This window comes from Cryptocyanus atlanticus LEGE 06306 (assembly GCF_056633155.1).
Window position 1 is genome coordinate 57415 of sequence record NZ_JBSJOZ010000003.1, and the last position, 12514, is coordinate 69928.

12 protein-coding genes and 1 tRNA gene are annotated in these 12514 nt (G+C 68.4%); 7 read left to right on the forward strand and 6 right to left on the reverse strand.

Features of this window, described 5'->3' with window-relative positions:
• Positions 1-59: 59 nt before the first annotated feature.
• Positions 60-1790 carry a bifunctional 3,4-dihydroxy-2-butanone-4-phosphate synthase/GTP cyclohydrolase II gene (gene ribBA / locus ACWJI7_RS04510; RefSeq protein WP_479935745.1) on the forward strand — a complete coding sequence of 577 codons (1731 nt, stop codon included), beginning with the start codon at positions 60-62 and terminating at the stop codon, positions 1788-1790.
• Between the two features lie 11 nt (positions 1791-1801).
• Here the strand turns inward: ribBA and ACWJI7_RS04515 are convergent, their stop codons facing one another.
• Positions 1802-2242, reverse strand: a complete 441-nt coding sequence (locus ACWJI7_RS04515) for a peptidylprolyl isomerase (RefSeq protein WP_479935747.1) — start codon at positions 2240-2242, stop codon at positions 1802-1804.
• Between the two features lie 101 nt (positions 2243-2343).
• Between ACWJI7_RS04515 and mtnP the strand changes: the two genes are divergently transcribed.
• The gene (mtnP, locus tag ACWJI7_RS04520) at positions 2344-3279 is read left to right on the forward strand and encodes an S-methyl-5'-thioadenosine phosphorylase (RefSeq protein WP_479935749.1); all 936 of its coding nucleotides are present in this window, start codon (positions 2344-2346) and stop codon (positions 3277-3279) included.
• Here the strand turns inward: mtnP and murQ are convergent.
• The 4 genes from murQ to dnaK form a co-directional block, all read right to left on the reverse strand.
• Positions 3246-4223, reverse strand: a complete 978-nt coding sequence (murQ, locus tag ACWJI7_RS04525) for an N-acetylmuramic acid 6-phosphate etherase (protein WP_479935751.1) — start codon at positions 4221-4223, stop codon at positions 3246-3248. The genes mtnP and murQ overlap by 34 nt on opposite strands.
• Positions 4220-4642, reverse strand: a complete 423-nt coding sequence (locus ACWJI7_RS04530) for a DUF3110 domain-containing protein (RefSeq protein ID WP_479935753.1) — start codon at positions 4640-4642, stop codon at positions 4220-4222. Before ACWJI7_RS04530 ends, murQ begins: the two co-directional genes overlap by 4 nt.
• 78 nt (positions 4643-4720) lie before the next feature.
• A complete protein-coding gene (locus tag ACWJI7_RS04535) occupies positions 4721-5689 on the reverse strand; it encodes a DnaJ C-terminal domain-containing protein (RefSeq protein ID WP_479935755.1) in 969 nt (322 codons plus the stop codon).
• Between the two features lie 5 nt (positions 5690-5694).
• The gene (gene dnaK, locus ACWJI7_RS04540; protein ID WP_479935756.1) at positions 5695-7995 is read right to left on the reverse strand and encodes a molecular chaperone DnaK; all 2301 of its coding nucleotides are present in this window, start codon (positions 7993-7995) and stop codon (positions 5695-5697) included.
• A 189-nt stretch (positions 7996-8184) separates the two neighbouring features.
• Here dnaK and pstC point away from each other — a divergent pair, with 189 nt between their 5' ends.
• Genes pstC through pstB form a run of 3 tightly spaced genes read left to right on the forward strand, consistent with a single transcriptional unit; the run spans position 8185 to position 10911 of the window.
• Positions 8185-9138: a phosphate ABC transporter permease subunit PstC gene (pstC, locus tag ACWJI7_RS04545; protein WP_479935758.1), complete on the forward strand. Its 954-nt coding sequence runs from the start codon at positions 8185-8187 to the stop codon at positions 9136-9138.
• 10 nt (positions 9139-9148) lie between these two features.
• The gene (gene pstA, locus ACWJI7_RS04550; protein ID WP_479935760.1) at positions 9149-10042 is read left to right on the forward strand and encodes a phosphate ABC transporter permease PstA; all 894 of its coding nucleotides are present in this window, start codon (positions 9149-9151) and stop codon (positions 10040-10042) included.
• Positions 10043-10092: 50 nt separating this feature from the next.
• Positions 10093-10911: a phosphate ABC transporter ATP-binding protein PstB gene (gene pstB, locus ACWJI7_RS04555; RefSeq protein WP_479935762.1), complete on the forward strand. Its 819-nt coding sequence runs from the start codon at positions 10093-10095 to the stop codon at positions 10909-10911.
• Between the two features lie 112 nt (positions 10912-11023).
• Here the strand turns inward: pstB and ACWJI7_RS04560 are convergent.
• A tRNA-Ser gene (locus tag ACWJI7_RS04560) sits at positions 11024-11110 on the reverse strand.
• Between the two features lie 65 nt (positions 11111-11175).
• On the opposite strand from ACWJI7_RS04560, the gene ACWJI7_RS04565 reads away from it, so the two are divergent.
• Together ACWJI7_RS04565 and ACWJI7_RS04570 are read left to right on the forward strand one after the other, a co-directional pair.
• Entirely contained in the window at positions 11176-11544 is a 369-nt protein-coding gene (locus ACWJI7_RS04565) for a 2Fe-2S iron-sulfur cluster-binding protein (protein WP_479935764.1), read from the forward strand.
• Positions 11545-11587: 43 nt separating this feature from the next.
• A complete protein-coding gene (locus ACWJI7_RS04570; protein WP_479935766.1) occupies positions 11588-12484 on the forward strand; it encodes an inositol monophosphatase family protein in 897 nt (298 codons plus the stop codon).
• The last annotated feature ends 30 nt before the right edge of the window (positions 12485-12514 follow it).

The window sequence follows — 12514 nt, forward strand, 5'->3', positions numbered from 1 at the left end:
GCGACGATCGTACCGGGCGTCTCCACGCCCGATCACGCTCCAGCCGAGGCTGAGAGAGAATGGATCCCACACGATCCACTCCCCTGACCCTCCCTTCCAGCCTGATTGCCCCGCCCCCACCCGAGCGCGGCCCAGGCCCGGCTCCCGGGTCGATCCGATTCGATGCGATCGCCGATGCCCTGGCGGCCATTCGCAATGGCGAGTTGATCGTGGTGGTCGACGATGAGAACCGGGAGAACGAGGGGGACCTGATCTGCGCCGCCCAGTTCGCCACCCCCGAGCAGATCAATTTCATGGCCACCGAAGCGCGGGGCCTGATCTGCCTGGCCATGGAGGGCGAGCGCCTCGATGGGCTCGAACTGCCGCTGATGGTGGATCGCAACACCGACAGCAACCAGACCGCCTTCACCGTCAGCGTGGATGCCGGGCCGGAGAACGGCGTCACCACCGGCATCTCCGCCGAAGACCGGGCCCGCACGATCCAGGTGGCGATTCACCCGCGCACCCGCCCGGCTGATCTGCGCCGGCCCGGGCACATTTTCCCGCTGCGGGCCCGCCAGGGCGGGGTTCTCAAGCGCGCCGGCCACACCGAAGCGGCGGTCGATCTGGCCCGCCTCTCCGGGCTGTACCCAGCGGGGGTGATCTGCGAGATCCAGAACGCCGACGGGTCGATGGCCCGGCTGCCCCAGCTGGCGCGGTACGCCGCTCAGCACGGGCTCCGCCTGATCTCCATCGCCGACCTGATCGGCTACCGGCTCGACACCGAGCGGTTCGTGCGGCGCCAGGCCGAGGCCCTGATGCCCAGCGCCTTCGGCACCTTCCGGGCGATCGGCTATCGCAATGAACTCGATGGCAGTGAACACGTCGCCATCGTGAAGGGCCATCCGGAGCGCCTCAGCGGGCCGGTGCTGGTGCGGGTGCATTCGGAATGCCTCACCGGTGACGCGTTCGGCTCGCTCCGCTGCGACTGCCGCTCCCAGCTGGAGGCGGCCCTGCGCATGATCGAAACCGCCGGCGAGGGGGTGGTGGTGTACCTGCGTCAGGAGGGTCGAGGCATCGGGCTGATCAACAAGCTCCGGGCCTACAGCCTCCAGGACGGGGGCCTCGACACGGTGGAGGCCAACGAACGGCTCGGCTTTCCCGCCGACCTGCGCAACTACGGCGTGGGGGCCCAGATCCTCAGTGATCTGGGGGTCCACCGACTGCGGCTGATCACCAACAACCCCCGCAAGATCGCCGGCCTCGGGGGGTACGGACTCCAGGTGGAGGACCGGGTGCCCCTGGTGATGGATCCCGGCCAGCATAACGCCGCCTATCTGCACACCAAGCAGACCAAGCTCGGCCACCTGATGCAGGCCCAGGCCGACCGGGAGTCGGCCGGCCTGGGCGGACCCACCGCCGTTCTCGCCTGGTCCGGCGAGGGCATCCAGCCGGAGCGGGCCGAAGCCGAGCATTGGGGCGACCTGCGAACGTGGGCCCACGACCGCGGACTGGAGCTGAAACGGGAGGAGCACCCGCGGCTGCTGGCCCTGCTCGGCCAGCCCGAACTGGCTCTCCTGCTGGCACCCGGCGAGGGTCGGGGGCTGACCCAGAGCGATTTGACGGCAGCGCTGGGCCAGATCGCGGCCTGGCCCGGCACCCGTGCCGTGCGACTGCTGCTGGCGCCTGACGCCCAGCGCAGCACCCATCCGAGCGGAGGTCTGGAGGCCGGGCGGCGCCCCCTGGCCGAACTGGGCCAGGGGGCGCCTCTCCTGCCTCTCCAGCCCGACGCCTACCTGCACTGGGACTGATCCCGGAACCGTCAGGCGACGATGCTCACCTTGTTGATCCGGGTGCCCTTGCGGATCGCCAGCACCACGTCCACGTTGGAGGCCTGTCCGAAGACGGTGTGCACCCCATCGAGATGGGGCTGGGCGTCATGGCAGAGGAAGAACTGACTGCCGCCGGTGTTCTTGCCGGCATGGGCCATCGAGAGGGTGCCGGCCTGGTGCTTGCGGGGGTTGATCTCGCAGGCGATCTGGTACCCAGGACCGCCGGTGCCGGCCATGCCGCCGGCGCCGGGGCGGGTGTTGGGGCAGCCCCCCTGGGCCATGAACCCGTCGATGACACGGTGGAAGGCCAGCCCATCGTAGAAGCCCGATTCGACCAGTTTCACGAAGTTCGCCACCGTGTCGGGGGCATCGGCGTCGAACAACTCGATGTCCACGGTGCCGGCATCGGTCTCCATCAGGGCTCGTGTCATGGGCGCGGCGGCAAAGGCGGACTGTATCGACTCTCGGGTAGAACAGGCCCCGGCCCCGGGGGTCTCCCCCCCGCGGGCCGGCACCGCCCTGCCTTCCGTTCATGAGCAGCGCTCCCACCTCCTCGCGCCCCGGCCCCGACCTGAGCCAAGCCCGGCTGGGTGTGCTCGGCGGCAGTGGCCTGTACGCCATGGAGGGTCTGGACGCGTGCGAAGAGGTCGTTCTCGACACCCCCTTCGGCCCCCCCTCCGACAGCTTGCGGCTGGGGCGCATCGGCGATCTGGAGGTGGTGTTTCTGGCCCGCCACGGCCGGCATCACACCCACTCCCCCACCGAGGTGCCCTACCGGGCCAACCTCTGGGCCCTGCGGTCGCTCGGGGTCCGCTGGATCCTCTCCTGCTCGGCCGTGGGTTCCCTGCAGGAGCCGCTGCGGCCTCTCGACATGCTGGTGCCCGATCAGTTCATCGACCGCACCCATCAACGGCCGCTCAGTTTCTTCGGCCAGGGGGCGGTGGCCCATGTGGGAATCGCCGACCCCTTCTGCCCCAGCCTCAGTCGCCTGCTCTCCGATGTGGCGGAAAGCCTGATGCCCCCCGGCCGGCAACTGCACCGCAGCGGCACCTACCTCTGCATGGAGGGACCGGCCTTCTCCACCCGAGCCGAATCGAATCTCTACCGCACCTGGGGCTGCTCGGTGATCGGCATGACCAACCACAGCGAAGCCCGGCTGGCCCGGGAGGCGGAGATCGCCTACGCCACCCTGGCCATGGTGACCGACTACGACTGCTGGCACGATGACCATGCCTCTGTGACGGTGGATCTGGTGCTCGACAACCTGCGGGCCAACGCCGCCCTGGCCCAGCAGGTCGTCAAAGTGGCCGCCGAGCGGATCGGAGCCCAGCGACCGCTCAGCAGCGCCCACACCGCCCTGCGCAGCGCCCTGATGACCCCGATGGATCAGGTGCCGCCGCAAACCCGGCGAAGGTTGGATCTGTTCACCACCCCCTACTGGGGCCCCTTCGAAGCCACCGTGGGCTGAGGGTCGCTCCCCAGTCCGACTCCCAGTCGCTCCAGGGCGGGTCGCAGCAGGCCGTTCGCCTCCTGAAGCGCCGCTGCCGCTGCCGCTCCATCCAGGCCCGAGGCGGCCATCAGCAGGGCCAGCTTGACGGACCCTCCGGCGGCGCTGAGCAGCTGGGATCCCCGCAGCCGGTCCACACCGGCCAGATCCCGCAGGATCCGCAGGGCCCGATCCTCCAGCTTGCTGTTGCTGACTGCCACATCCACCATCCGATTACCGAACACCTTGCCCAGCCGCACCATCACGCCGGTGGAGAGGATGTTGAGCGCCAACTTGGTGGCTGTGCCGGCCTTGAGCCGGGTGGAGCCGGTCAGGAGCTCCGGTCCGGTGAGCAGGCGGATGTCGATGTCGCAGGGCATCGGAGCCTGCTCGACGGGCACGCAGGCCATGGCGATCGCCAGGGCGCCGAGGGCGCGGGCATGGCCCAGGCCGCCGTGCACATAGGGGGTGGTGCCGCCCGCGGCGATGCCCACCAGGGCATCGCCGGGGCCGAAACCGCGGCTCTCCAGATCGGCTCGACCGGCCTCGGGCAGGTCCTCCAGGCCTTCGGAACTGCGCAGCAGGGCCGGAGCCCCTCCGGCCAGCACGCCCTGCACGAGTTCGGGGGGCGTGCAGAACGTGGGGGGGCATTCCGCGGCATCGAGGACCCCGAGCCGACCGGAGGTGCCGGCCCCCAGGTAGAAGAGGCGCCCGCCCTGGCGCAGGCGGTCACTGATCGCCTCGACGGCCGCGGCCAGGGCCGGGGCGGCCGCCTCCATGGCCAGCAGGGCCTTCTCATCCTCGCGGCAGAACAGCATCACCAGGTCGGAGGGGCTCAGCTGATCGAGGGAGGCGCTGGCCGGATTGGCCTGCTCAGTGAGCAGGTGGCCGCGATCGGCCGCTCCATCCGGTTGCGGCCCCCTCACAGCAGGCCCTCCAGGCGGCGACGGAAGGCTTCGAGCTCGTCGTTCTCGCCGCCCGCAACATCCTCCGTGGCCTGATCGACGGTGGCCCCGGCAGCGGCGGCCTCCTCCTTCCAACCGGTGAGATCCATGTTCCGCTCGGGGGGGGCGATCAGCAGCCGGTCCTCGGCGGAACTGGGCAGGAACCCGACGGCGACGAAACGGGCCTCATACCCCGCCTGGGCGCAGAAGAGTTCCATCTCCTCCCGCTCGATCGCCTCCACCGTGGGGACAGGAAAATCCTGGGCTTCGAGCAGCCCCGCATAGCGCTCGGCGTCGTCGCGGTCCTCGAAGAGCAGCACGACGGTGCGCCCGCTGAGTTCCAGCGAATGGATGCCTTCATTGTCGGTGCCGGCTTCGAACAGAAGCACATGGACGGGCATAGGGAGGAACCAGCGCCACGCCGGTCAGTGTGTCATCCCCGGCCGGGTCGCCGGCCGATCCCTTCGAGCCAGAGGCCCCTAGTCGGCCGCGTCCGAGCTCTCCGCGGCCAGCTCCTCCAGCCGGCGGTACAGCGCGGCCTCCGCCTCACTCAGATGCTCGGGCACCACGATGCGCACCTCCACCAGCTGATCGCCGTGTCGCTCCCCCAGGGCCAGTCCCCGGCCCCGCAGGCGCAGCAGGCGGCCACTGGAGGATCCCGGCGGCACCCGCAGCTGGACGCGACCCTCCAGGGTCGGCACCACCACCCGACAGCCCAGGGCTGCCTCGGCGGGGGAAACCTCCAGATCGAAGAGCACCCGCAGACCGTCGATCCGCAGACCGTCCTCCGTCCGGACCCGCAGCTGCAGGAAATGGTCCCCACCCCCCGGGGCCACCCCCGCCAGCCGCAGCCGCCAGCCATCCCCGGCCAGGGGCGGTGTCCAGAGCTCCACCGCCGTGCCGTCCGCCAGTTCAAACTCCAGCCGTGTGCCGGCGAGGGCCTGCTCCGGGGTGAGCGCCACCATGGTCTCGAGGTCCTCCGCCGCCCGGACCGGGGCCGGGGCCGGCGGGGCATGGGTGACCTCGGCGGGCGGCGGCTCCGACCATCCCCGCTCGGGCCCGGAGTCCACAGCCGGCCCCTCCTCCGGCCGCGGGGAGGCGGCAGGCTCCGGGGCCGGACGCTGGCGCCGGCCGAGCAGGGCCTCGAGATACTCCTCGAAGCGGGGGAAACCGCTGGCGAAGGGATCTCCACGCTCGAAACGGGACCCCAGGGGATCCAGCCCGGTTTCCCAGGCCCGCCGCCGGACCGGGTCGGAGAGCACGGCATAGGCCTCATTGACCTGCTTGAAGCGCTCCTCGGCCACGGGATCGTTCCCGTTGAGATCGGGATGCCAGCGTCGGGCCTGCTCCCGGAAGGCCCGCTTGAGGGCGAGGGCATCGGCCCCGGGGGGCAGGGCCAGAACGGCCCAGTAATCGGAGCCCACCGGAGAGGAGGCGCTGCGGGTCACCGGGTTCAGTCCTCGGCCCAGGGATCGTCCGTGCCGGCGCGGCCGCGGCTCGGCGGCGGGTCCGGAGTCCGGACGGGAGCCCGGGAGGGGGCTGAACCCGTGGCCCCCGTGTCCCGCGGCTCCGGCCGGCGTTCCACCCAGTCGTGTGGGTCGCGGTCGCTGGGGTACCGGTTGCGGTCGCTGGGGTACCGGTCGGTCACGGCTGACCCCGACCACCCCCGTGCGTCGCGCCGGGGATCGGCCGGTTGCCGTTCGGCCTCCGGCGGCCTGGGGGCGTAGCCGCCCCGGTCGAAACGATCCAGACCACCGCTCCCCAGACCGGCACTCCCCAGAGCCCGGCGGTCCCAGGGATCGCGACCCTCGCCCCAGCGGTCCGACGGCTCAGCCCGGTTCCGATCCCAGTCATCCCAGTCCTCATCGTCGGAGAACAGGTCGTCCTTGAGCGAACCCAGCGTGTTCTTCAGCCCCTGCAGCGGACCGGCCTCGCTCTTCCGCTCGCTGATCAGGCGACGGTTCAGGCCGTAGAGCGCTTCCTGGAGCTGGCTGACAGCCAGCTCCAGCTCGGCGGGATCCTGGCCATCGCTGAGGTCCTGCACCTCCCGCAGGGCCATCTCCACCGACCGCTGCTGACGCTCGGCGCCATAGGGACCCAGCTCCAGGGCCGCGTCCCGCAGGCGACGCTCGGCCTGGGCCACCAGGGTCTGGGCCCGGTTGCGCCGGTCCACCTCGGCCCGCCGGCGGCGATCATCCACGGCCTTGCGTTCCGCTTCCTCCAGCAGCGTCTGGATCTCCTCCTCGCTGAGGTTGGAGCCCCCCTGGATCGTCACGCTCTGCACCCGGCCGGTGGTGCGATCCGCGGCGGACACCTGCAGCAGGCCATTGGCATCGATGTCGAAGGAGACCTGCACCTGGGGAACCCCCCGGGGGGCCGGCGGGATGCCCGAGAGGCGGAAGCGGCCCAGGGATTTGTTGTCGACAGCCATCTGGCGCTCCCCCTGCAGCACATGGACCTCCACCGCCGACTGATTCGCCTCGGAGGTGCTGAACACATCCGAGCGGCGCACGGGGATCGGGGTGTTGCGCGGTATCAGGACCTTCATGACGCCACCGATCGTCTCCAGGCCGAGCGAGAGCGGGGAGACGTCGTTCAGCATCAGATCGCGCAGATCCCCGGTGAGGATGCCGGCCTGCACCGCCGCTCCGATCGCCACCACTTCGTCGGGGTTCACCGACTGGCAGGGTTCGCGGGGGACCAGGGTCCGTACCATCTCCTGCACCATCGGCATCCGCGTGCCGCCGCCCACCAGCACCACGTCATCGATGTCCTCGGCGCTGAGCCCCGAATCCCGCATCGCCCGTTGAACCGGCCGCAACAGGCGGTCGAGCAGATCGGGGCAGAGCGCTTCGAACCCCCGGCGCTCCAGGCTGGTTTCGATGTGCAGGGGCCCTTCGGGGCCGGTGGCGATGAACGGCAGGGAGATCGGGGTGGTGGTGACTCCGGACAGCTCCTGTTTGGCCTTTTCGGCGGCTTCGGTCAGGCGCTGGAGGGCCTGCCGGTCTCGGCGCAGATCGATGCCGTGCCGCTTCTCGAAGCCTTCGGCCAGCCAGTCGACGATGCGACGGTCCCAGTCGTTCCCGCCCAGCTGGGTGTCACCGCTGGTGGCCTTGACGTCGAAGACGCCGTTGGCGATGCGCAGTACCGACACATCAAAGGTGCCACCCCCCAGATCGAAGACCAGCACCTGGCGAACGGCACTTCGATCGAAGCCGTAGGCCAGGGCAGCCGCCGTGGGTTCGTTGAGGATGCGCTCGACCGCGATCCCCGCCAGCCGGCCCGCGTCCCGGGTGGCCTGGCGCTGTGCATCGTTGAAGTAGGCGGGAACGGTGATCACCGCCGCCTCCACCGGCTCGCCCAGATAGGTGGAGGCATCATCGATCAGCTTGCGCAGGATCGTGGCCAGCAGTTCCTCCGGCGCATACTCCCGCTCCGTGACGGGGCAGATCACCCGCACATTGCCCTGCTCGTTGGCGCGAACGGCATAGGGCACCGTCAGGCTGCCCTCATCGAGCTCGTCCCAGCTGCGTCCCACGAAGCGCTTCAGGTTCGCGAAGGTGTTGCGGGGATTGAGCACCAGCTGGCGGCGGGCGAGCTGGCCGACCAGCAGCTCCTGGTCGCGGCTGAACCCCACCACCGACGGGGTGGTCCGTCCCCCTTCCGCATTGGCGATCACCTGGGGACGGCCGCCCTCCAGCACCGCCACCACGGAGTTGGTGGTGCCGAGATCGATGCCGACGATCCGCCCCATGCAGCCTCGAAGGGAAGACCCAAACTACCGGCTCCACCGCCCCGCAGCAGCCCGGACGGGGGCCTGGCGGACGTGGAGAGCCGGCGGGTGTTAATGCGTTCTTAGTGGTGGGGGCCGGGGGCCAACCCTAGATTTCGCCAGCCCGGGGACAAGAGGCGTGCCCATGTCAACTCCCGCCTCAGCCAATCGATGACAGCCACCCAGCCCCAGGATCTATTCACTCTGCGACGTCGTCCTCCGTCCGAACGGCTCGTCGATGTGGGTTTCCGCAATCTCACCATTGCCCTGGCCTCCGTGGTGGCCATCGTGCTGCTCGGCATCTTCCTGACGGTGTTCGACGGCGCCCGGGAGGCAATGGCCACCTTCGGACTGTCCTTCCTGACCACCTCGGCCTGGAATCCCGTCAATAATCAGTACGGGGCCTTCACCGCCATCTACGGCACGCTGGTGTCCTCCCTGCTGGCTCTGATGATCGCTGTGCCGCTCGGACTCGGCACCGCGATCTTCATCACCGAGAACCTGATTCCGCGCAACATCCGCGAGGTGATCGGGGTGATGGTGGAACTGCTGGCCGCCATTCCCTCCGTGGTGCTGGGCCTCTGGGCCATCTTTGTGATGGAGCCGATCCTGAGGCCTTTTCTGAGCCTGCTCCATCAGAAGCTCGGCTGGTTTCCCCTGTTCAGCAGCGAGCCCCAGGGTCCCGGGATGGCACCGGCGATTCTGATTCTGGTCGTGATGATTCTGCCGATCATCACGGCCATCTCTCGCGACGCCCTCAATCAGGTCCCCCAGGAACTGCGGCAGGGGGCCTACGGGGTGGGCAGCACCCGTTGGATCGCGATCTTCAACGTGATCCTGCCCGCCGCGCTCTCCTCCATCATCGGCGGCATCATGCTGGCGCTGGGACGGGCCATGGGAGAAACCATGGCCGTCACCATGATCATCGGCAATTCGATGAACTTCAGCTGGTCGCTTCTGGCTCCAGGAAACACGATCTCGGCCATGCTGGCGAACCAGTTCGGAGAAGCTGATGGGGTGCAGGTCTCAGCCCTGCTTTATGCCGCTCTCATCCTGATGATCCTCACCTTCACGGTCAACGTGATCGCCCAGTGGATTGTCCGGACCTTCAGCCTTCGCTATTGACCCTCCCCCCATGGATACCCTGCTCCCCTCCATGCCGGCCAGGTCACTGCGCTTCAATCCGGCCCTGATGCGCAACCGGCGCGACAAGTTGTTCACGGGAATCGCCACCCTGTTCAGCCTGATTGCGGTCCTGCCGCTTTTCCTCGTTCTGATCTATGTGCTCATCCAGGGAGGACGGCTGATCAGCGTCAGCCTGTTCACCCAACTCCCTCCGGCACCCGGCCTGGAGGGCGGCGGCATCGGCAACGCCATCCTCGGCACCCTGCTGGTCACCCTGATTGCGGCCCTGATCGCCATTCCGGTCGGAGTTGGTGGGGGCATCTACCTGGCTGAATACTCCAGCAAGGGCTGGTTCTCCCGTTTCATCCGGTTCGGCAACGACATTCTGGCAGGGGTCCCCTCGATCATCTGCGGAGTGTTCGTCTACGGAGTGGTCGTGGCCACCAGGATCTTCTTCGGCCAGTCCTATTCCGCGGCGGCCGGGGGCATCGCCCTGGCGGTGCTGATGCTCCCCACCGTGATCAAGACCACGGATGAAGGACTGAAGCTGGTGCCCCAGGAACTCAGCTGGGGCGCCATCGGAGTCGGGGCCTCCAAGTTCGTCACCATCACCCGCATCACCCTGCCGAGCGCGTTCACCCCCATCGCCACCGGGGTGGTTCTGGGTATCGCCCGGGCCGCCGGTGAGACGGCCCCGCTGATCTTCACGGCCCTGTTCTCTCCCTTCTGGCCGGAAGGTGTCTTCAATCCGATCGCCACCATGTCGGTGCTGATCTTCAACTTCGCAATCATGCCTTTCGAAGCCCAGAACGCCCTGGCCTGGGCCGCCTCCTTCGTGCTGGTGGTGCTCATCCTGGGGGCCAACCTGCTGGCCCGCTGGCTGAGGCGCTTCGCCGCCCACTGATCGTTCCCGTCCACCGGATCCGCCCCACCACCTCCTGCACAAGCCCCACCATGACCGCCACCCTCGCCACCTCCAGATCCACCTCCACCGAGACCAGGTGCCTGTCCCTGGAGAACGTCACGATCAGCTACGGCAGCTTCGAAGCGGTCAAGGATGTCTACCTGGAGATCCCCCGCAACAAGGTCACCGCTTTCATCGGCCCCTCCGGCTGCGGCAAGTCCACCGTGCTGCGGGCCCTCAACCGGATGAACGATCTGATCGAGGGCTGCAGCCTCAGGGGGCGAGTCATCTTCGATGGGCAGGACATCTACGCCAGGGATGTGGATCCGGTGGAAGTGCGACGGCGCATCGGCATGGTCTTCCAGAAGCCCAACCCCTTCCCCAAGTCGATCTACGAGAACATCGCCTTCGGTGCCCGCATCAACGGCTACAAGGGAGACATGGATGAGCTGGTGGAGCGCTCCCTGCGCAAGGCGGCCATCTGGGATGAAACCAAGGACAAACTCAAGGAAAGCGGAAATGCCCTCTCGGGCGGCCAGCAGCAGCGGCTCTGCATCGCCCGGGCGATCGCCGTGGAACCGGAGGTGATCCTGATGGATGAGCCCTGCTCAGCCCTCGATCCGATCTCCACCCTGAAGATCGAAGAAATGATGCATGAGCTCAAGAAGAGCTACACCATCGTGATCGTGACCCACAACATGCAACAGGCTGTCAGGGTTTCCGATCTCACAGCATTCTATAACGCGGAAGCCATCGAGGGGGGCAGTGGAAAAGTGGGCTACCTGGTGGAATTCAATGACACCGAACGCATTTTCAATGCGCCCAATCAGCAGGCCACCCAGGACTATGTGACCGGGCGATTCGGCTGACGGAATCGGCTCTGCCCCGTCCTTGACAGTGTTCCCTAGCCCCCCGACTCACACTCCAGTGGAAAAACCCAATAAAAAAGCCGGCTTTAGCAGCCGGCTTTGTCATTGGAAGCGGAGAGGGAGGGATTCGAACCCTCGATAGAGTTGCCCCTATACAGCATTTCCAGTGCTGCGCCTTCGACCACTCGGCCACCTCTCCAGCGGCTGTCGCGGGGCAGATGGCAATGTAGCAGTAGGCCATCGACGCCAACCCCCCGCTTCGCGATGACACGACGCTTTCCAATCACGGTGCACTGGCGCCAACAGCAGCGGGTGATCCAGCTGGATGTGCCGGAAGGTGAGTACATCCTGCGCAGCTTCGAACGGCAGGGGGAACCCTTGCCCTTCAGCTGCCGCAATGGCTGCTGCACTAGCTGTGCCGTGCGGGTGATCTCCGGCGAGATCGACCACCGCGAAGCGCTGGGTCTCTCGCGGGAGCTGAGGGGGAAGGGCTATGGCCTGCTCTGCGTGGCCCGGGCGATCGGCCCCCTGGAGGTGGAAACCCAGGACGAGGACGAGGTCTACGAGCAGCAGTTCGGTCGCCATTTCGGCCGTGGCAAGGTGCGTCCCGGCCTGCCGATCGAGGAGGAGTGACCCAGGTGAACCCCTCCCTCCCGCCCTGCTGGATCGTGATCCGATGCTGAACACCGCCGGACGACCGGGCAGCCTCTCCGATCAGGCCCTGAGTGCCTCCGCCCTCCACCCCTCCGAACTGCGGCATCTCCTGGATGTGGCCAGGCGGGCCGCGGAGGCCGGCGCCGATCAGCTACGCCGCCACGAGGGGCGGCTGGTGAACATCCGTGAGAAGGGCCGCTCAGGGGATCTGGTCACCGAGGCGGACCTGGCGGCCGAGGCCGCCGTCCTGGCCGTGCTGGAGGCCGAGACCCCGGCGCTCGGGGTCGTGGCGGAGGAAAGCGGCCGGCGCGACACCGGATCAGCCCTGGAATGGTGCGTGGATCCCCTCGATGGCACCACCAACTACGCCCACGCCTATCCCTTCTTCTCCACCTCGGTGGGTCTGACCTGGAAGGGGGCGCCCCTGCTGGGGGCCATCAGCGCCCCGGCCAGCGACGAGCACTACTGGGCAGCGCCCCAGCTGGGGGCCTGGTGCAACGACCGCCGCCTCGAGGTGAGCCCCTGCACCGATCTCGCCGCGTCCCTGCTGGTCACCGGCTTCGCCTATGACCGCCACACCCAGCCCGACACGAACTACGCCGAGTTCTGCTGGTTCACCCACCGCAGCCGCGGGGTGCGGAGGGGAGGCGCGGCCTCAATGGATCTGGCCTATGTGGCCTCTGGCCGGCTCGATGGCTACTGGGAACGGGGACTCTCCCCCTGGGATCTGGCCGCGGGAGTGGTGCTGGTCGAGCAGGCGGGCGGTGTGGTGAGCCGCTACGACGGCGGCCCCCTGCAGTTGAGCGAGGGTCGCCTGATCGCCTGCGGGCCAGCCCTGCTGCCGGACCTGGTGGAGGGGCTGGCCCGCTGCCGCCCCCTGCCGGGGGCCCTCTTCGGCGCCCCGGAACTGGAGGTCTGATCCCCCAGCGGACCGCTCCATAGGATCCTG

Coding starts and splice junctions, on each gene's coding strand:
- ribBA (WP_479935745.1), top strand. CDS start 60: ATGGATCCCACACGATCCACTCCCCTGACCCTCCCTTCCAGCCTGATT.
- pstC (WP_479935758.1), top strand. CDS start 8,185: ATGACAGCCACCCAGCCCCAGGATCTATTCACTCTGCGACGTCGTCCT.
- ACWJI7_RS04530 (WP_479935753.1), bottom strand. CDS start 4,642: ATGCCCGTCCATGTGCTTCTGTTCGAAGCCGGCACCGACAATGAAGGC.
- pstB (WP_479935762.1), top strand. CDS start 10,093: ATGACCGCCACCCTCGCCACCTCCAGATCCACCTCCACCGAGACCAGG.
- mtnP (WP_479935749.1), top strand. CDS start 2,344: ATGAGCAGCGCTCCCACCTCCTCGCGCCCCGGCCCCGACCTGAGCCAA.
- ACWJI7_RS04570 (WP_479935766.1), top strand. CDS start 11,588: ATGCTGAACACCGCCGGACGACCGGGCAGCCTCTCCGATCAGGCCCTG.
- ACWJI7_RS04565 (WP_479935764.1), top strand. CDS start 11,176: ATGACACGACGCTTTCCAATCACGGTGCACTGGCGCCAACAGCAGCGG.
- dnaK (WP_479935756.1), bottom strand. CDS start 7,995: ATGGGGCGGATCGTCGGCATCGATCTCGGCACCACCAACTCCGTGGTG.
- ACWJI7_RS04515 (WP_479935747.1), bottom strand. CDS start 2,242: ATGACACGAGCCCTGATGGAGACCGATGCCGGCACCGTGGACATCGAG.
- pstA (WP_479935760.1), top strand. CDS start 9,149: ATGGATACCCTGCTCCCCTCCATGCCGGCCAGGTCACTGCGCTTCAAT.